This is a genomic window from Paenibacillus sp. FSL H7-0942 (assembly GCF_045040715.1).
GTDB lineage: Bacteria > Bacillota > Bacilli > Paenibacillales > Paenibacillaceae > Paenibacillus > Paenibacillus amylolyticus.
This window is the reverse complement of the sequence record NZ_CP150279.1, coordinates 1238641-1259112: the sequence shown is the minus strand read 5'-3', so window position 1 is coordinate 1259112 and position 20472 is coordinate 1238641. Positions and strand designations below refer to the sequence as shown.

General features: G+C 47.2%; 16 protein-coding genes. 2 read left to right on the top strand and 14 right to left on the bottom strand.

The features are described from left to right. Positions 1 to 20 precede the first annotated feature (20 nt). Positions 21 to 2207 (top strand): YhgE/Pip domain-containing protein, encoded by a 2187-nt coding sequence (locus MHI48_RS05585; protein WP_076329428.1) that lies wholly within the window; start codon positions 21 to 23, stop codon positions 2205 to 2207. A 130-nt stretch (positions 2208 to 2337) separates the two neighbouring features. Here the strand turns inward: MHI48_RS05585 and MHI48_RS05580 are convergent, their stop codons facing one another. The 7 genes from MHI48_RS05580 to MHI48_RS05550 all read right to left on the bottom strand — a co-directional run bounded on the left by MHI48_RS05580 (position 2338) and on the right by MHI48_RS05550 (position 7316). Beyond that, positions 2338 to 2712 carry a DUF4190 domain-containing protein gene (locus MHI48_RS05580; protein WP_076329427.1) on the bottom strand — a complete coding sequence of 125 codons (375 nt, stop codon included), beginning with the start codon at positions 2710 to 2712 and terminating at the stop codon, positions 2338 to 2340. A 534-nt stretch (positions 2713 to 3246) separates the two neighbouring features. Further along, positions 3247 to 4002, bottom strand: coding sequence for an amino acid ABC transporter ATP-binding protein (locus tag MHI48_RS05575; RefSeq protein ID WP_076329426.1), 756 nt, complete (start codon positions 4000 to 4002; stop codon positions 3247 to 3249). A gap of 33 nt (positions 4003 to 4035) precedes the next feature. Then, positions 4036 to 4695 (bottom strand): amino acid ABC transporter permease, encoded by a 660-nt coding sequence (locus MHI48_RS05570; protein WP_076329425.1) that lies wholly within the window; start codon positions 4693 to 4695, stop codon positions 4036 to 4038. 112 nt (positions 4696 to 4807) lie between these two features. Further along, positions 4808 to 5578, bottom strand: a complete 771-nt coding sequence (locus tag MHI48_RS05565; protein WP_076329424.1) for an amino acid ABC transporter substrate-binding protein — start codon at positions 5576 to 5578, stop codon at positions 4808 to 4810. 132 nt (positions 5579 to 5710) lie between these two features. Beyond that, the gene (locus tag MHI48_RS05560; protein ID WP_076329423.1) at positions 5711 to 6268 is read right to left on the bottom strand and encodes a DUF4825 domain-containing protein; all 558 of its coding nucleotides are present in this window, start codon (positions 6266 to 6268) and stop codon (positions 5711 to 5713) included. Then, the gene (locus MHI48_RS05555; RefSeq protein WP_076329422.1) at positions 6265 to 6960 is read right to left on the bottom strand and encodes a permease prefix domain 1-containing protein; all 696 of its coding nucleotides are present in this window, start codon (positions 6958 to 6960) and stop codon (positions 6265 to 6267) included. Before MHI48_RS05555 ends, MHI48_RS05560 begins: the two co-directional genes overlap by 4 nt. Continuing rightward, positions 6957 to 7316: a PadR family transcriptional regulator gene (locus MHI48_RS05550; RefSeq protein WP_340027355.1), complete on the bottom strand. Its 360-nt coding sequence runs from the start codon at positions 7314 to 7316 to the stop codon at positions 6957 to 6959. Before MHI48_RS05550 ends, MHI48_RS05555 begins: the two co-directional genes overlap by 4 nt. 336 nt (positions 7317 to 7652) lie before the next feature. Between MHI48_RS05550 and MHI48_RS05545 the strand changes: the two genes are divergently transcribed. After that, complete coding sequence (locus MHI48_RS05545; protein WP_405143344.1) at positions 7653 to 7934, top strand: hypothetical protein; 282 nt, start codon at positions 7653 to 7655, stop codon at positions 7932 to 7934. 49 nt (positions 7935 to 7983) lie between these two features. On the opposite strand, the gene MHI48_RS05540 is transcribed toward MHI48_RS05545, so the two are convergent. The 7 genes from MHI48_RS05540 to MHI48_RS05510 all read right to left on the bottom strand — a co-directional run bounded on the left by MHI48_RS05540 (position 7984) and on the right by MHI48_RS05510 (position 20243). Further along, positions 7984 to 9489 (bottom strand): alpha-glucosidase/alpha-galactosidase, encoded by a 1506-nt coding sequence (locus MHI48_RS05540; protein WP_405143342.1) that lies wholly within the window; start codon positions 9487 to 9489, stop codon positions 7984 to 7986. A gap of 189 nt (positions 9490 to 9678) precedes the next feature. After that, complete coding sequence (locus MHI48_RS05535) at positions 9679 to 10692, bottom strand: AraC family transcriptional regulator (RefSeq protein ID WP_405143340.1); 1014 nt, start codon at positions 10690 to 10692, stop codon at positions 9679 to 9681. A gap of 367 nt (positions 10693 to 11059) precedes the next feature. Further along, the gene (locus tag MHI48_RS05530) at positions 11060 to 13396 is read right to left on the bottom strand and encodes a rhamnogalacturonan lyase (protein WP_076329479.1); all 2337 of its coding nucleotides are present in this window, start codon (positions 13394 to 13396) and stop codon (positions 11060 to 11062) included. 654 nt (positions 13397 to 14050) lie between these two features. After that, complete coding sequence (locus tag MHI48_RS05525; protein WP_179086583.1) at positions 14051 to 16495, bottom strand: glycoside hydrolase family 6 protein; 2445 nt, start codon at positions 16493 to 16495, stop codon at positions 14051 to 14053. A 570-nt stretch (positions 16496 to 17065) separates the two neighbouring features. Next, positions 17066 to 18142, bottom strand: a complete 1077-nt coding sequence (locus tag MHI48_RS05520; RefSeq protein ID WP_405143337.1) for an efflux RND transporter periplasmic adaptor subunit — start codon at positions 18140 to 18142, stop codon at positions 17066 to 17068. Between the two features lie 28 nt (positions 18143 to 18170). After that, positions 18171 to 19541 (bottom strand): ABC transporter permease, encoded by a 1371-nt coding sequence (locus tag MHI48_RS05515; protein WP_083677543.1) that lies wholly within the window; start codon positions 19539 to 19541, stop codon positions 18171 to 18173. 18 nt (positions 19542 to 19559) lie between these two features. Beyond that, positions 19560 to 20243, bottom strand: a complete 684-nt coding sequence (locus MHI48_RS05510; RefSeq protein ID WP_036606319.1) for an ABC transporter ATP-binding protein — start codon at positions 20241 to 20243, stop codon at positions 19560 to 19562. Between the last annotated feature and the right edge of the window lie 229 nt (positions 20244 to 20472).

Below are 20472 nucleotides of genomic sequence, written 5' to 3'. Positions count from 1 at the left end.
ATGGATAGGGAGAGAACATGATGAAATCATTCCACGTGTTTGGGCAGGATCTGAAGTCCGCCTTTAAAAAACCAAAAGTATTTATTCCGATTCTCGTTGTACTGTTCATTCCGGTGCTGTATAGTGGCCTGTTCCTGAACGCATTCTGGGACCCCTATGGCAAAATGAATGAATTACCTGTAGCCGTGGTCAACACGGATCAGGGTGCAGTCTACAATGACAAATCACTCGAGGTCGGTCAGAATCTGGTCGATGAATTGAAAAAAAGTGATGATTTCGACTGGCAATTCGTGACTCGTGAACAAGCAGAACAAGGTATGCAAGACAACACGTATTATATGACGATTGTGATTCCGGAGGACTTTTCCACCAAAGCAACAACCCTGATGGATGAGCACCCTGAGCCGGCAGACCTGATCTATGAACCCAATGAAGGATATAACTTCCTCGCGGGTCAGATTGGCGGCACGGCGGTCAAACAAATTCGTTCCAAAGTCGCTGCCAAAGTCACAGAATCGTACACTGAAACGCTATTGGATCAGGTCGAAGAAATCTCTGGTGGTTTGGCAGATGCCGGGGATGGAGCAGGTCAGATTCATGATGGTGCGATCACGCTGGATAAGGGTGCTGCTACATTAAAAGAGAACCTGTCCAAACTGGCCGCAGGAACCGATAAGCTCGAAACGGGCGTAGTTACATTAAAAGAAGGTACGTCCACTCTCGCCCAAGGCACAGATGATCTTCATACTGGCGCGAGTGCCCTGTCCAATGGATTGTCCCAATTGGCGGCAGCAGGCACGAAGCTTGGTAACGGTGCATTGCAGGCTGAAGCGGGTGGAAAACAGTTACAGGCTGGCCTTCAATCTGTTCAGGAAGGCACAGCTAAGCTGGATGCAGGACTGGCGGCTTCCGAGGAAGGCAGTGCAAAGCTGACTGCTGGGCTGCAAAGTTCTGTTGAGGGCAGTGGCAAAGTTAGCGAGGGTGCCAAAGCGGTTGCGCAAGGTCTTGCCCAATTAGCCGAAGCGAGTCCGGAACTTGCCGCAAGTCCTGCTGTGCAGCAACTCCTGGCAGCCAGCCAAGCCGTAGCTACGGGCAGCGAACAGGTGTATCAGGGCGGGCAGCAATTGGTTGCAGGCAGTCAAAACCTGTACGCTGCACAACAGCAACTGCATCAAGGCAGCAGTCAGTTGGTACAGGGTCAACAACAACTGGTACAAGGAGCTGCGCAGTTATCCGCCGGACAAGAAAAGCTTGCGACTGGTCTACAACAGTTCAATTCCAAATTATCCGAAGCAACCGCTGGAGGAGCCAAACTTGCGGATGGTTCAGGTCAATTGAATGCTGGTGCAGGCAAGTTGGTTGCGGGTGTAAGCCAGTTCTCAGACGGCATCTCAACCCTTGCAGATGGCTCACATAAGCTCGATAACGGTGCTGGTCAATTAAAAGAAGGTACGCTTAAGTTAACAGATGGCTCTGGTGAACTTGCCACCAAGTTGAATGAAGCGGCTGAGCAGACGGGCAGTGTGAAAAAGACGGATGAGCTGGTAACCATGTATGCAGAGCCTGTTCAGGTCGATGAACATAAATATAATGAGGTACCTAACTACGGTACAGGATTCTCGCCATACTTCCTGTCACTCGGGCTATTTGTCGGCGCATTGATTGCCACACTGGTTGTACCCACACGTGGCAGCACAGTTAGCCAAGCAAGTGGCTGGAATCGTTTTGTGAGTAAAACGCTGGCTTTCACACTCATGAGTGCAGCGCAGTCCCTGCTTGCTTCATGGCTGGTCTTATACGGCTTGGGTCTGGATGTTCAGAGCGTTCCATTGTTCCTCTTGTTCAGCTTTGTTACCAGTCTAAGCTTCATGTACATCATTCAGGCACTGGTGACTTGGCTGGAGAATCCGGGACGATTCCTCGCGATTCTGATGCTGATCTTCCAGCTCACCACCAGCGCAGGCACCTTCCCGCTCGAACTGATTCCAAATTGGCTGAAAGTATTCAATCCATGGCTGCCTATGACCTATTCGGTTACGGGGTATAAAGCAGTTATCTCAAGTGGACAGTTCGGTGTAACCTGGGATCAGATCGGGATTCTGTGCATCTTCGCCGTGATTGGTCTTGGAGGAACCTTAACGTATTTCTTGATGCATGGCACCCGTGAGGTTGAGGACGTTAGTGGTAAGGTCGTACTTCATATGTAAAAAAGTAATATAAAAAGCAAAGGCGTGTACCTAAGCTCCACCCACTTCTGGACAACAAGGGGTGTCGGCTAAGGTACGCCTTTGCTTTTTTTAGTTTTAGATACAATCTAAGTTTGCTAACTTCATTTTTCTAGTATGTAGAGTAAATTTCAGAACTTGAGATAGCGAAACTAAACAATAGTACGAGCAAAATAAGTAATACATAAATGGCTGTACCTATGATTCCACAGACAAGGCCAGCAATCGCTAACCCTTTTCCTTGCTCCATGCGAACTCTGATCTCTTTGAAGGCCAAAGATGCAAATATAATCGCGACGATTCCGATTAAAATTCCCACGTAAGGAATCGTGACGGATAGAATCCCCAAAACTAGTGATACAATTGACTTACTATTGGTCTTGGGTATTACATAAGGCGGTGGTGGCAATGTGTCGTTAAAATAACGATCCACATCATTTTCGCGATGTTCCAAGGTGAATCCTCCCTGTTCTTTAAGTATGTTCATTATAATTGATTAATAGGAAAATTAATATCCACATTATGTTAATTAAGAATTACTTTTAGATTTATTTTATTCCCATCATCCCCGGATACATATCTACATCCATAAGCTTATAGATTGTACTTCAAGGATATGAATTTAAGAACCGTTTATCCATGTAATGATATAAATCAAGAATACCTCTAACATATAGATATTATAATAGTTGTAATACTTTTCTGAATATCTTTGGGGGATCGCTACGATGAGAATCGATAAAGCCATGAATATACTTATGATTTTGATGCTTGTACTATTGCTTTTTATCAAAATAATGTAGCTGTATTATGTTTTAGTATTGTTTTGTTTGGAATCATGAGTTATACGACTTTTAGAAATCGAACACGTTGGAATATAGTAACTTATATCGTGTTGACACTAGTATTGATTGCCTGGAACATATATCTGTGGACATAAGCCATTATTTCAAAAAAAGAACGCAATCCCTTATTAATCAACGGATTGCGTTCTTTCACATCATATAATTTGAGGTTTCTTCTACCTCTCCACTTCCACCCGCTGCAAAAATGTCCGAGTACGTGCAAGCTTTGGATTGCCGAAGATCTGTTCTGGCGGCCCTGCCTCTGCGATCTCGCCGTTATCCATGAAGAATACGCGATCCGCAACGTCACGGGCGAAGCCCATCTCATGCGTGACAATCATCATCGTCATGTTTTCCTGTGCAAGTTGTTTGATTACGCGTAATACCTCCCCGGTCAGCTCTGGATCGAGTGCCGACGTCGGCTCATCAAACAGGAGAATGTCCGGCTGCATCATCAGTGCCCGGGCAATAGCTACACGCTGTTTCTGTCCACCGGACAGATTACCAGGGTAGACATCGGCCTTGTCCGACAGCCCTACTTTGCCGAGTAATTCCAGACTACGATATCGAATGACGCTTGAGCTTTCTTTTTTCAAAGTTTTCGGTGCAAGTTCCAAATTATCTTGTACAGTCAGGTGCGGGAACAAATTGAAATGCTGGAACACCATACCCATACGATCCGTCATCTTGCGAATATCTGCGGCACCCGCGTAACGGCCATTATCAACCAACGTTTGATCCTGAATGCGAATCGTTCCACCCGAAATATCCTCCAGATGAATCAGGCTGCGCAGCATCGTACTTTTCCCCGAACCCGAAGGTCCGATGACGGCAATTACTTCGCCTGGTTCCACGTTAAAAGATACCTGTTTCAGTACATCAAGTGCACCGAATGATTTTCTCAACTGATTTACTTCTATTATATGTGTCATATGCAGACAGTCCTTTGATTGATCAGATTTAATTTATTCAAATGAAAACCGCTTCTCCAGTGCCTTGAACAGCACGGTGAGTACGAGTGTCATGAGCAGATACATAACCGCCGCCACGAAGAAAGGTGTCAGCTGTAAGTCGCGATTTACCGCCGCTTGGGCGTAATACAACAGCTCAGGTACAGCCACGGCATAGAGCAGTGCCGTATCCTTGATGAGCGTAATGGATTCATTGGCCGTTGCGGGCAATACTACACGAATCATCTGAGGAATAATGACTTTAGTCATCGTTTGCCACTTTGTTAACCCCAGTACCTTCGCTGCCTCATGTTGCCCTTTATCAATGGAAAGCAGTCCGCCCCTGAAGATTTCAGCGAAGTACGCCGCATAGTTCAGGATGAACGCAATCCCCGCTGCAACAAAACGATCAAACACCAGATACTCTCCAATCACCGGAAGCAACGGTAAACCGAAGCAGAAGAATAGAATTTGGAGCAGTAGCGGTGTTCCTCGCATCACATATACATACGTATGGGCAATCCACGCCAGCAGTTTAATATGGCTTCTCATCGCAAGCGTGACCGCAAATCCAAGCGGTACAGATAACACGATCGCTAGCAAGAACATGAAAATGGTGGTCTGTGCACCCTCTAGCATAGGTTTTAAAATGGTCGATAAATAATCCCAACTCATTGTGTTGTCTCCTCTAATCTGTTAACCCCGCATTCCTCTGGGGCATAAATCGCTCCAGCATGGAATACGGGGTCCGTTTTGTTTCTAACTATATAACAGGTGTGTAACCTGCCTATTTCAGAACCTTATCTTCACCCAACCATTGGGTGGAGATTTTAGCAGCTGTTCCGTCTGCATTCAGCTCATCCAACGCTCTTTGCAGCTGATTCAGAAGCTCTTCATTGCCTTTTTTGATACCAATGCCATATTGTTCCGGTGCAAGAGATTCATCCAGCAGTTTGAATGTTCCCTCTTCTTTGGACATGTAGTATCTCGCTACCACTTCATCAATGATGACCGCATCCAGACGTTTTGTCTTCAGATCCGTTAGTGCAAGCACGTTATCCTTAAATTCGGAAGCTTTCACTTTATCCTTCAAAGGACTTGCTGCCAGTGCATCTGCCGCGGAGGACAGCGCCTGCAATCCCACATTTTTACCATCAAGTTCATCCAGCTTTGTGATTGGCGAGTCTGCCAAGGTAATAGCTACTTGACTGTTTTCCAGATACGGCTTCGTGAAGAGTACTTTCTCTTTACGCTCATCCGTAATGGTGTACCCGTTCCAGATCATGTCGATCCGGCCACTGTTCAGCTCTGACTCTTTGGAAGACCAGTCGATCGGCTGGAATGTGATTTCTTTACCCATTTTCTCCGCTGCAGCTCTTGCGTAATCAATATCAAAACCAACAATTTCATTTTGCTCGTCCCGGAAACCCATTGGAGCAAACTTGTCATCAATTCCTACAACAATCGTGTTATCGTCTTTGCTTGCGGAACTGGAACAACCAGCCACAATCAATACACATATGCTAATGAATAATAGTAGAATCGCTTTTTTTCTCATCTCTCGAACCCCTCCATGTCTATAACCAAAACCCAAACGCTTTAGTTCGTTACCACGTTATCAGAGATTTATAATAACATAGCATGGGAGAAGAGTCGAGTCTCTTGCCTATTTCCTTCTATTTCATGCAGTTTAATTGTCAACAATCTGTGAAAAAGCCTCTTTCACTTGTGCCGGTTCTACCAGCTTCTCGCGTACAGTCGAATTCCATAGCTCCGGGTTCTGAAGTTCCTTTAATTCCGTACCTGTCCATTGTTGGGCAGATTCACGACGTAAGGTATGGCTGGTATTCTCAAACTGGTAGACGATCTGCTCCAGATTATCGATCATAACAAAGTTCGAAACCGCATTATATACAAGTATCCGCTCAAGTTCCTCTGTATCCATCTCACGCGTATCCAAGCTATAATTCACTTGGACCGTGAAGGTCTCCGGATACAGTTGGTAACCATTCAATCTTTCACGTAAAGGTAAAGCCTGATTCAGATGACTAAGGTTTGAATTATCACCCATGTAGGGACTGCGATATTTGGCTAAAGCGGCAAAATCATGTGTCAGCGGATTCTGCTGCTCTTCCTCGTACCGAGCCTGTTTCGCCTCGATCTTCGGATTAACGAAGCCCTCAACAATCACTAAGCCACTGATGCCCAACACAACAAGTGTTATAATCCATATGTTTCTAATTCTCATAACGCATCACTCACTTCATACTTACTAACGATCCGATACGCGCGATGCACAACCAAAGGAATAATAACACTTAGTAATGGGATGGCAAAGGCAATGACGATCACTGCAAACTGATAGGGTCCATCCACCTGAATGGGTCGATTAAACCAGATGTTGCTTCCGAATCGTAACGCTGCCTGCGTTCCCCATAGTACGAGTATTAATGCTGCCCACAACCACCATATCCTGCGATTCCACTGCACTAAGGCAGGGATTCGAATAACCGTGGTTTTCACGGAGGTTGCAGAATCGTTCGTCTTGTTGATCAACAGATACAATACATACATGCCACCAACAATGAGACTCACGATCATAAGCAGATTGTTTATGGCGGAGCCTTGCATCAGCACTCTCATTGGAATGGTAATGATCCAGGCTATGAGGCTATAAATCAGAGCAGACTGCAACAACGCTGTCCAGTAAGGAACACGTTGTACCCTTCGATGGTCACTCATCACTTCATCCATACCAGCGATATGCTGAATGGCGGTCTGGAACGCCTTCTCTTCACTCATACCCTGCGAGATATAATCGTCAATCCGCGCAGCGAGATTGCTGTGAATCTCTTCTTTTAATTCTCGATTGTCTAATGTATCTTGTGCGTGAGCGAACAAACGATTCACATGACGGGTGATGCGAGCATCCAATCTCATAGGTCTTCATCTCCTTTTTCTCCAGTGACAATCATGCAATCAATCAGTGCCTTGGCTGCTTGCCAAGCATGAACCTGCTCTCTATAGGCTTCAAGGCCTTGCGTTGTAATTCGGTAATATTTGCGTCGTCCTCCCTGCGTCTCTCCCCCCCAGTAGGACTCCACATATCCAATCTTCTCTAGCCTCTTCAAACTGGAATAAAGCGTAGGTTCCTTCAATTCAAACTGCTCTCCGCTCTTGCGATAGATCTCCTTAATAATGCTGTAGCCATAGTTATCAGCGGGTATAAGTACACTCAGAATGATGGGGTCAATATTGCCCCGAATCAGATCACTGTTAATCACTTGCACATCCATCTACGAGTTTCACCGACTTTCTTCCGTCCTGTGTATACTATAAGACACATTACTATGTCTGTAAAGGTAATATGTATCACATGGTAAATATGCATCGCAAGAGTAACACTAGCAACATTCCTCTCTTGCAAATAAAATTCTTCAATACGATAAGAACATTGACCACATTGGTATTTCTTTCAACTTTGCTTATATTATCCGGCTGTAATCCTACTCCAAGTCATAGTACAAACAAAACTGCCTACACTAGTGATACAGACTGAAAGTGGCACTCCTATTCCTGCTATACAGGGCAGTTATTGCTGGGAAAGTATGTGTGCAGACTATGCAGGTGATATGGAACTGTTGGAAGGTCAGGTACCTGTCTCCGTGTTGGTAGGCGAGAATATATCTATTCATCTGGGTACAAATGTACCACCTGACGAGTTAACTCTTGTCGAATATGTAAATGGAGTGGCACGTCCCATCTCTTTACGAGAAGGTTCATTCCAGTTAGCGCAGGAAAAAGGTACTCATTATTATGGAGCCTTTGCCCGCTGGACTTCCCCTCAAAATTCGCAGGTTTCCATGGGTGATACCTCTTTTGCCTTTGTTATCCGTGGTGTCGAAAAAAAATAGAAATAAACAGGGCCCCTCCAATTTTGGAGAGGCCCTTACGCATTTTTATCTATTGCTGCACTTTCTCGCGATCTTTCCCTTTATCGGATTCACCCGCGTTTTTGTTCGCGGCATCGCGATCCTGCTGCATCTCTTCAACGGTTTTCACCTTGAGACGCGCAGCACCTTCATATTCCTTCGTTGGAATAAGATTTCCAGCAGCGAGTCTCGCTTCTGCGGCAGCGATAGCGTCACCATACTGTGGCAACCACTGGGCCTGTGCAACCAGCATCTCGTCGACCATCTGCCAGATTTCTTTTGGATTACATACGGCACCCACGAGCGGGTCCATCATGAACGCCTGACGAAGTAATTTATCATCTCCGTTGACCGCTGCTTCAACCGCGAGGCGTTGCACGGAAATACTCACATTACATACCGCAGCCGGACCGAGTGGCAGATCGCCTACACGTGGCATGGAGATGCCGTTGCGGTCCACATATCCCGGTGCTTCAATAATCGCATCATCCGGCAGGTTGGAGATGACTCCATTATTAACGGTATTGAAATGTCCGCGATAGACGCGTCCGGTCTCCAGTCCCTCGATAATATACGAACCATGCTCCTCGCCCCGTTTTTCCGGAATGAATTGCATCGGTTCATCCTTCATCCAGTTTGGAAAATCAGTTTCAAACCAGTTGCGCCCCTCGGTACACACCCGCAAATATCCACCCGTCTCTCCGTTGATCCAGTTGCCGAGGTCGATCCATTCGTTAATCTCTTCCGGACGTTTGCGGTACCACGGCACATATTCACTCATATGACCATTCGATTCTGTACTGTAATATCCAAAGCGTCGCAGCATATCGATCCGCACTTTCTCGGTGCGGCTGTATTCCGGATGTTTCTCGAAGGCTTCGAGCAGATCTCCTGTAAGGTCTTTACCTTCATGAGAAGCCTGGATATACCAGGTCTGATGGTTAATGCCGGCACAAACAATATCCACTTCACTCTTTTTCAAGCCAAAAGCTTCCGCAATCTGATGATGACCATGCTGTACGCCATGACACAATCCGATCGTCCGTACACCACCGTACTTGTTGCATGCCCAAGTCAGCATCGCCATCGGATTGGAATAGTTCAAGAGCAGCACGTCAGGTGCGCTATGTTCACGAATATCTTTACAGATATCCAACATCTCAGCGATTCCGCGTTGTCCATACATAATGCCACCTGCACACAACGTGTCACCGACACACTGATCTACCCCATATTTCAGTGGAATATCCACATCGGTTGCAAATGCTTCCAGTCCCCCAACACGAATCGTACACAGTACATACTTTGCATCTTTCAACGCTTCTTTCCGATCCGTGGTTGGCTGAATCTGAATATTCAATCCATTCTCACGGATATCCCGCTGACACAGCTCAGTCACCATGTCCAGATTGTGTTGGTTAATATCGCAGAACGCAATTTCAATGTTGTTAAACTCGGGTACCGTCAGCAAATCCCTTAACAATCCCCGTGTAAATCCGATACTTCCTGCCCCGATAAACGCCACTTTAAACGACATGCCTATGTCCTCCCCTAATCCGAATCTTTCGCTTCGGTTAATGACTCTCTTCATGAAATCATTGTACCAACCGCAAATAGGGAAGCGTTATCAAAATCATGACCTGTTCAAGATCTTGTTGTCAAAAATCCTAACTTTTACACGTCAGTTCCACTAATCGATATGTATTCGAAAATAACTGCAATCGGCTCATTCATCCGAAGGGTACTGACTAACATGTCGTTCCATAGAGGAGCGAAATTCAACCGGCGTACGACCTGTATATTTTTTGAATAACATATGAAAATACTGACGACTGCCTACTCCAACATAGTCGGAGATCTCCGAAATCGGAATATTCGTCTGCTGAAGCAGCATCTTGGCCTTCTCCATTCGAAGCATCGTCAGGTAGTCGGTAGGTGTGCGCTGCGTGTGCTGACGAAAAATGCGATGTAAATAGCCTGGATGCAGATTGACGGCTGACGCGATATCCTTCATCTGAATGTTGCGATCCATATTGTGATGCATGAATTCAATGGTTCGTTTGACATACAGCTCCGCCTGATCTGGCGCACTCCGGCTCATTTCTCCGCGCAGACGTGCAACACGGACCAGCAATTGGATAAACAGTGTACGCACCAGTATTCCCTGTTCCGGTGACGAGAGATTCCGGGCTTCACGGTGATGTAACCTTTCCTCTGGTGGAATAATCCTCATCGGCACAGTTGATCTTCCCTGCTCCAGTAGACCACGCTGATCGAGTTCTAACACTAGACTTTTCATAATGTGGTACACCTCTTCCGGGTCAGGCAGTACCAGATATGGCGAAGCATTAGCCAATAAAACATGTACTTCTTCCTCTTCTTGCGCGAGCTGACGGATGGATAGCTGTCCGGGAGGTGAGCTTGAGAATCCAAACTCCACATTGAGCATCCGGCAAGGGACACCATCTTCCACCAGCAAACGGTGCGGGACACCTGCATCGAGCATAATGAACTGTCCTTTTTTCAAAACAGCCTGCTCCGAGCCCCCATCCGGCATCTGCACATCCACCCGGCACATTCCCGAAATAATATACATGATCTCTGTGGAATCATGATGGTGATAGGACATACGATAGTTGTCCCACTGCTTGTAATAGTACGCGTAGAAACGCGGCCCGCAGTCCTCCGTTCGCAATGCCTCCTGATACAGGCTTCCTGTCCAGTGCTTCGTAATGCTCATATCCATACCTCCATTCCTACAATGATCGATCCTCACTTTTCTCCATTTTAACAATTCTGTCGGGTGGATATAAACTGTCTTCGTTAAAAGCCTCATTGTATTATTTAATTAGATAAATACTACCGAGCATCTAAACTCCAACGATGTAAAAGAATGATGTAACACGGATGGCGGGGAAAAAGCCAAGCTCTACCCGCAGATCCTTATGTGAAAAAAGCTCTGAAACCCCATGTGCGAGACACATGGGAATTCCAGAGCTTCCAAGCTTCGATGCCAACGCTTAAAACTAACGACGCTGCGTTACGTTATATCCTGATCATGAACACATGTTATGTTGCTATTGTTAGCTATTATTACTCCGGCCTGCTTACTTTCCGCCCTTACCTGGCGTGTAGAACTTAGGTAGCGTTACTTTCGACCAGTCCATATCCGATGCCATGTAGAAGGACGGATAGGACGGCTGATTGTATCCACTGTTCTGTCCGGCAATGCCCACACGATACATCGCATCATGCATGAGCGTGTACAACTTGCGGTCCGTTTTCTCGGTACTCAGATAGATACGAATCGCGGAACTGTCCGTGGTTCTCACCAGCATCTCTTCCCGCCAATCCCCGAAGATATCAGCTACAAGAGAAGGTGTACCTTTGGTGTGATTGTTAGTCAATGTGCCTGTTGCCGTCAGCAACGTGCCACGATTCCAGTCTTTGATGGTTGGTGTAACATCAATCGCACCATCTACGATCTGTGTCGTCATATCTCCAGCCCAACGGATATTCATATTCGTTCCCGGCATTTGATCACTGATTTTCTCACCCTTAGCTGTCCACAAACCTACAGCCCATGTCTCAAGTCCACGACGAGTCGGATCAACATCACCCACCATGCCGCGTCCGGTATCTTTCCCCGTGTACCCACCATAGATTACTTCTCCGGTCTTCGCATCACGCAGGGAATAACCGTATGGCGCCCACGGACCACCCTCGTGAACCATGAAAATCTCCAGTCCCGGACGATCCGGGTCGATATCTGCCACATGAAGTGCGTCGCCATGCCCCAGACGGGCAATGGTTCCCGGCGCAGCACTCTCGGCAGGCATCAGGTCTGTTGAGCTGTACAGCACGCTGCCGTCATGATCAATCGTAGCGGAGCCATAGATAATCTCCTGTTTGCCGTCTCCATCCACATCCGCCACACTGAAATAGTGCGCTCCCTGAGTAGTAATGGAGCCGTACTGCGGATCTGTGCCATCCACACCATGCGGCCCATCATTGAACGGGTTCTTCATCGGCGTCCAACCGCTGTCCACTTTCCATTCCTTTTTCAGTTTCTTGCCGTCCCAATTGTAGGCAACCATCGTTGAACGTGTGTAGTATCCGCGTGCAAAGATTGCAGACGGCTTCTTGCCATCCAAATACGCCACGCCTGCCAGGAAACGGTCCACCCGATTCCCCGGTTCGATCCGTGCCATCGCATAATCGCCCCACATCAGGCCATCATCATGACGCTCAGGTTCATATGGGATGGTCTCCAGCTCTTTGCCCGATTTACCTTCAAATACCGTAACGTACTCGGGTCCATCCACGATAAAACCTTCAAACTTGCGCAGCTCATTGCGGTTACTGCGTTCTACCGCGTACACATCAATGAAGTAGTCGGCCAGACTCTCGGCATCCTGCTGAGATAATGGGTAATTATATTTTTTCTCGATTCCAAAAGCTTCTTCTAATGTCGCAGGCCAGTTCCCCTTCACAACCTCGTCGTGCTTATGCCAGTTTCTGAACATATCCACCATATGATCGTAGTACCCATCAGCACTTAAACGATAATCATCTTCGTTTGAGTACCCTGCCTTGCGATCCTGCTTCGGAAGTGTGATGTACTTCTCGGATGTCACTTTTCCTTTTTTGTTATATTTGATAATCTTCGTGCCCGGAGCGGTCTTGAACATCATCTCGGCCTTGCCATCTCCGTCAAAATCGTAAACTAGCATCTGTGTATAATGAGCACCTGCACGGATATTGACCCCAAGATCGATCCGGTACAACAACTGACCGTCCAAGGTGTAAGCATCAATGTAGGTTTTACCTGTGTACCCTTTTTGCGATACGTCCTTGGCGTTGGAAGGGTCCCATTTGACGAAAAACTCATATTGACCATCCCCGTCCACATCACCCACACTCATGTCATTGGCAGAATACGTATAAGCTTCTCCCGCAGGCGTCACGCCATCAGCGGGTTTTTGCAGTGGAATGTCCACATAGCCGTTCGCCCAAGGTTTGACGGATGCACTGCGTTTGCTCTCCTTGCCCTTCTTGTTCACCGCTGCCACTTCATAACGGGAAGACGATTTACCCGCGGCATCTACATAGTTGGTGCTGTCGGTGACGGTAGCGATCTTTTTGCCATCACGATAGACGTTAAAGTCCGTACCTGTCAGCCCTTTGTCGCTATACCCTGTGGCCTCGTCACCAAGCAATCTCCAACTGAGAAAAACACCTTCAGATGTCGATGCAGCCACCAGTCCCCGATCCAGATATTCCAGTTGAATCTCTTTCACGTGACTGCCCCCCTTATGTGATTGCAGGCCAGCCTCCGTCGCCCCATTACCGTTCGAAGCTTCCGCTCCCGTAACGCCAGCTGTTCCTCCAATGAGCAAAGCTACGCTGAGTGCCGAAGAGAGCACCTTGGCTGCAAGTGGCATACGAGTCTTCTTGCGACCGAATTGCCGACCTGACACCGATCCTTTATGTACCGGCGTTGTTGTTCCTGAGTTCATCTACCTTCACGCTCCTTGAGACAGAATAGGTGACGCTTATACACATTGATGATGATTAGACGTTCGATCATTCGTACAGACCTTCTTCGACGGACCAGACTCACCATAATGATTACGCTTACAAAATTAAAAAAGAGAAATCAGCTTGCCCGACTACCAGAGTGCGGTCCCCCTTCCATTCTCTTTCCAATCCGAGCGAGGGAATCCCGCCCATCGGGTTCTATTATAGACATCCTGTCTGCCAGACCCTAGGCAAATATCCGTCCAAAACGATTAATAATCAGTGTTTTTAGGAGTTATTTAGGAAATAAGTACTTGCAACTCTGAGGGTTATCCGTTCCGGTTACGAATCGTTCTTATGATCGCTGTTATCCCCGGATTTTCTTCCATCCCCTTTCCAAGGGAAAAATCCGTTGATAAAGGCGAACGCTTCGCTTCGTCAGAATCGATTTCGTCCCCTCCACTACGTTTCTCAGTTGATCAAGAACTTCAATCTAGAATGACTCTTGTAATGCATAGCAAAAAACCGCGATCCTCTAACACACTGAGGATCGCGGTTAAGACAGTTACAAATAAAGTTTAAGGCTCCATGCCCCATACCAGGTTTCCACCTTGGTGGAGTGTTACCTTATTCCAATCCTGGTAGGATGTTTTCGTTGGATCGAAAGAGTAGTCATTCGTCTCGTCAAAGTTGGACCAGTCTGTTTTGTACATGCGAAGCTGGATGTCTCCAGTCTGTCCACCAGCCTGAATGCTGCCAGCTGCAGATGTGAAGCTCAGCTCCACATACGAGTCTGTGAAGGTCCGCTGGATATTGGCTCCGCCAACTTGAGCGTAATCGATGGCAGAATCCATCGCAGCCGAACCTTCTTTGGAGAAGTAATACCGGATTTTCAGGTCACTCAGATTCACAGCAGTACTGCCCAGATTTTTGATGTTGAAATATGGTTTGATCTGGCTATCTTGAGCATTGGTATCTCCAGCACGATATTGCACGACAAGATCACTCGTTGGTACAACGACACTTTGAGGTGTCGCGGAAGCTACAGCGGAATTGGCACTTTGCCCTGCTGCATTCACTGCACTTACCACATAATGATACGTTGTGCCGTTCGTCAGGGAAGTGTTGGTGTAGGACGTACCACTCACATTCGTCGCGATCGTTGTGAACGGACCTGTTGCACTCAGCGCGCGTTTCACATCATAACTTGTTGCACCTGTAGAAGCTGTCCACGTCAGGCTCACCTGCGCATTGCCTGCAGTTGCTGTGAGAGCAGTCGGTGCAGCTGGCGCCGTTACACCTGCAACAGGTGTAGCTGTTGCTGTTGCAGAGTTAACACTTTCACCTACTGCATTTGTTGCCGTTACCACATAATAATAGGTTGTACCATTGATCAGGCCGGTGTTGCTGTAAGATGTTCCACTTACATTAGCTGCAACTGTTGTGAATGGACCTGATGCACTCAGTGCCCGCTTCACACTATAACTTGTAGCCCCTGTAGAAGCAGTCCACGTCAAGGAGACTTGAGCGTTACCGGCAGAAGCTGTCAATGCTGCTGGTGCTGCCGGAGCTGTTGTTCCGCCCGGAGGATTGCCTCCACCGTTACTTGCAGGAAGTACAGGGAATGCGTTTTTCACCAGTGCCACGAATTGATCATGGAACCAGTGACCCGATACCGGAGCATTAGGCAATGCACCTGTTAATACACCATCCCGAGTTGTGAAGGTTGGATCACACATCCGGTCAAAACCTTTGCCTTCGTTATTCGGAATTTCGGAGCTGGAGCCATCGGATTCACCCGGAGGTTTCACCCATACATAAGCATCCAGATGCGCTGGTCCTGGTGCAGCCTTAGGTGCTTCACCAATACCTGCGCCACTGGCATTACACCAGTTCCCCCGATGCTCCCGGCGATCTACACGTCCGGAGTTCACATAATCGTTGATGTTGCTGCCCGTAGCAGATGCTGGACGGTCCACCCCGCCCCACCCATTCCGGCTAGTATCAATCAGGAAACCTGTACTGCTTGGCCAGCCAGCTTGTACGAAATCGGCATACAGCGCAGCAGTGAAATCGGTTTCGTCAAAATAAGGATTCCACTCATAAAACTTGGCAGATTTAATCGGTTGTCCACCGATATTGAGATCAGGGTTAGACAGGTTCGGCTCCCCCAGCGGTGTAGTGTTTGCTGTATTTGTAATGAAGCCATCTGCACTGCTCAGACCTGCGGCTGTCCCTTGCACAACACTTGTATACAGCGCGACTGCTGCAGAACGGTTGTTATCCCATCCAAGCCAGCCGGAGTGGCCGATATCCAGATAGTTGTACACATTTGGAATGGCGTGCAGCTTGTCCAATGCATACTTCACACCCGCCTCATAGATACCTGTTGAGCTGGCTTGACCACAAGCTGGTGTACTCAGGTTGGTCACAAGGTTAGGCAGACTGTCCGGTTCAATGACAGCAATAATGCGAATATCCTGATACTTCGGATCTGCGAAGATATCTGCGAGCACATCAATATAATCCGTTTTATAGGTCTGCAGTGCCGCCTGTGTTAGTGGAAGCTCACCATTTGATGCAAGTGCATGACAATCCCGTCCGGGCAGATTGTAAATAACAAATGAAGCGGTGATTGGTGTACCCGGTTTCTTTTGAGCGAGAACGGCATCAAGATGTTGCTCTACACTTTTGCGACCAGCGTTGTCCGTACCGCCATAGATTGCAGCAATCCGGTCAACCCATACTGCGGTTGGATACGATTTGATGGTCTCCATCTTGGCCTTCAACGACGCATCGTTGGTCAGTGCAATGGATGTATCCACGAGAGCTGAATAGTCCTGATTCAGATAGGCCGTTGCCCCTACAAATGGATTATCCACATGTGCTTCAGCCGCCTGAGCCAAGCCTGGAGACAGTCCAGGGAAAATCCCCGCCGCGAGCAGCGTTGCTGCCAACATTTGCTTTACACCTTTGCGCAGGATCTTCTTACCTCTCGATTTGGTTTTCAATTTAGTCTTCATAGTTCCACCTTTCCTTTAGTTAGATTGGGTTGTACTCATGTCTGATCCTCTGTGTCATTATGATGCTTAGCACGAAGAGAACGTTCGGATGAGTTGGTTGTATCACCTCCAAAAGAAATGGTTGTATCACTGGAATCTTGAGCAAACAAATGGTGTGTGAGGGCGAATCATGTGAATGAGTATAATATGGTGGGTGTGGTTGAACGTGTGTTAGACATGAAGAAGTGTGAACAATGACTTATGGGATGTCTGAATCCTAAATCGGGTAAGCGCTTTCTTCAAACGGTTAAAAAAAAGGCCTTCGCCTATCCATCTACAAACATGATGTTCGGTGTCACCTCCTTATGTTCTGATTATACGACATGTAAATTTTACTGTAAATTGAATTATATAAATTTAATTATATTTTTTTCCATAATTCAGGCAGGAATCTGGACATCCCTTGCTCCAAAAGACACACGAGGTCCATCGTGGCAATCTGCCACAATGAACCTCGTGTTTTACAATGCCGAATTAACCGTTCGTCTAGCTAGTCATTACATATAATGTCTTGTTCTTATATTCCTACATCTAAGGCAAAACGACAATATCTCCCGGTTTCAAGCCACTAACTACTTCTGTCTTGTCCCCCGATTCCATTCCAGCCTGGATCGTCAGCGACTCGGTCTGTCCATTGCCTTTGTCTAACAGTACGTAAGGCTCGGTCTGATCCCGCATGATCGCGAGGCTTGACACTACCGTCACTTTATCCTTCCGCATTGTCTCGATATCGCCTTCCAGACTCACGCCTCCATACATTCTGGCGTCAGGCTTCAGATCAATGACCACATCAAACTGTGAAGCTTGCTTGAGGTCCGTATCGGTACTCTTGCGGGCGAATTTGGACACCTTACTCACCTTCCCGGTGAATTGCAGGTCTTTCTGCGCTGTCATTCGCACCTTAACTGGCATGCCCACCTTGAGCCTGAACATTTCTTCCTCACCAACAATCGTCATAAATTTCAGTTTGCTGATGTTTGTAATAGACCCAATCAGCTGTCCTTCCGTCACCGCACGTGTCTTGCTATCCTCTTCATTCATCTGAAATATACCGGAAGCGGAAGCATACACAACAGACTTACTTATAACTGCCTGCTTTTTCTGTATCTCCTTCTCCTTGAGGACCAACGCTTTTTGATTCAATTCATTCGTCAGGCGTTTACCTTCCCGATCTGCAAATGCCTTCTTGCGCTCCTCTTCCGTCACGCCAAGGGACTCACTCATATTCGCCTGATCCAGGGTAACCTGATTCATCTTGTTTTCCAGCTGAGCTTTCTCCAGATCACTCTGCAACTGTTCTACTTCCGTTTGTAACGTGGAAGTATCGAGGCTAAACAGGATATCGCCTTTGCTCACCTGCTCACCACTTTTCACGTGCCACTGCTTGATGTTGGAAGCATACGGAGCGAAGATATCCGTCTGATCGGTGTATACGGATTTCCCTTTCACCTGTATCGTTTGCGTCATCGTTTCCTGTGTCACATCAAAGGTAATCGGGGGTGGAATCTCTATAGGCGCCTCCGGTTTTGGCTTGTACTTTTCAAACAGCCAGTACCCTGCACCTGCCAAAAGTACAACGGTGATGATAATTTTAATCCATTTCTTCATGTGCCCAATTTCCCTTTCGCTGATAAAATTACATTGATTTGATCACAGTTAATGCATTGGTCCGAGATGCGCTGATTGCCGGATATATACCTGATACAATGCCAACTAGCACAGCAAAAACGATGCCAAGTGGCAGAGCCGACTGCTGAATAACGACGGTCATCGGACCATTCATCTGATCTGCCATCTGACTCGCCAGCAGACTGTTCACCCCGCCGAGGGCAGCAAAGGCGATCCCCACACCAGCCACGCCGCCCATTAATCCAAGCATCGCTGCTTCCGTAATAAACATCTGACGGATCTGCCACAGATTTGCGCCCAGCACCTTCATCACACCAATCTGTTTACGACGCTGATGCGTAGACATAATCATCGCTACAATAATGGATAATGAGGCCAGCAGCATGATAAAACCACCGATCCCCAATGCCGCTTTTTGGTACATCGCCAATTGACCTGCCATCGCTTCCTCTTGGAACAGATTACTCTGTGTGTTTAACGTCAGCTTTTTAATCTGTTCTTCCACCTGGGATACATAACGTTTATCCTCAACCTTGACCAGAGCCGAGTTAAGATGCTTGGCCGCACTGCTGTCGGCCTGCTGTAATCCAAGCTCATCCTGCAATGCACGAGCTGTATCGAGCGGCAGATATACTTTTTTATCGTTTTGAGCGCTCATCTCATCCATGTTGGAAGGCTTCGTCAACTCTCCAGACACACGTATAGAACCACTCATTTTGGTTTTGCTCGCATTCGCATAATCTTCATATCGGAACTGAACCAGCTGCTGAACCAACTGATCCTGCTTCGCTGACATTTCCGTAAACTGCTCCAAAAGCTCGTTGTTATATGGATCAGCATTCAACTGCTCGAATAACTTCTGAGTTACTTTGGGGTCCACGAGTCCAAATGCAGCCCCATAACTGGTTACCGCCATACGACCATCCTCTGCCCCACGTCCCTCAGCATACTTGTATCCAAACCCGCCCAGGGTCTCCAGCTGGGTACCAATGACCTCAACATACGTGCTGCGACCATCCGGAAGCACCATTTCCAGCGAATCCAGCTTTAACATGGGAGCCACGGCAACAACATGAGGAAGTCTTTGGATAATCTGAATCTTTTCCAACGTCAATGCTCCCCGTTCAAACTTCGATGTCTGACCATTCCCCTTGCCGTTGCCGGTACGAATGCCCTCATTAGGCGTAATCGTAATTTCATCCATCTTGTAATTGTCGTTCAATGTTTTCTCGCTATAGGTCTGTACAGACTGCCCCACACTAAGTGCAATGATCATGGCGGCAGAGCCGATGGACAGCCCCATCATGCACAGCAGTGTGACCATTTTTCTGCGAATGATCTGTCCCCAGGCCATACGTGCTACATCCCGTATTCTCACATTTCCTCTCCTTTTGCCTCAAACTTCCCTTACAGCCTCTTCAACCAATATTCCATGTTGCAGTGTAAGCACAACTTGCATCTGCTCCGCGACCTCTGCTTCATGTGTCACAATGACAAAGGTTGTATTCATATCCCGGTTAAGCTGTTGCAAAATCGCAATAATCTCTTCCTCCGTCTCGGTATCCAAATTTCCCGTTGGCTCATCTGCAAAGATCACCGAGGGTTCGGTAATGAGCGAGCGTGCAATACTGACACGTTGTTGTTGACCGCCCGACAACTGGGACGGGAACAATTTTGTTTTTTCACCCAGTCCAACCTGTTCCAGCAGCTTTAATGCTTTTGCTTTGCGTTTCGAAGGGCTTATCCCCATAAACACCAAGGGTAATTCTACATTTTCCCGGATCGTAAGATTGGACAGCAGTTCATAGGATTGAAAAATAAACCCGATATGACTGCGCCTGAACTCAGCCAGGCGATTTTCACTGAAACGTACAATATCTTGTCCCGCAATTAGAATCTTGCCCTGATCCGGTTTCATCAGCCCCGCCATCAGATTCAGCAGTGTGGATTTACCCGAACCAGAACTGCCCAGCAGGGCTACCATCTTGCCTTCTCCAATCGTCAGGTTGATATCCTGAAGCACCGGCACGGTTCCCTGGCCATTGCGGAACGAATGGGATAATTGTTCAACTTGAAGCATTGCTACATGTCTTCCTTTCTACTTGCTAAATATGTACAGAGGTTGTTCAAAAAAGCCCGCTTTTGCTTACGAAGGATGTCTAATGACATCATCAACATCGAATATAGAATTCAGCCGAAATGTCCGTTGCTCACGTAGTTTTCCCTACGCTCTGCTACTCCATTTCTAGCTTCATCCCATCTTCTCGGTACTGAAAACCAGTTTTTTTGAACTTGTATGTATAGATTCG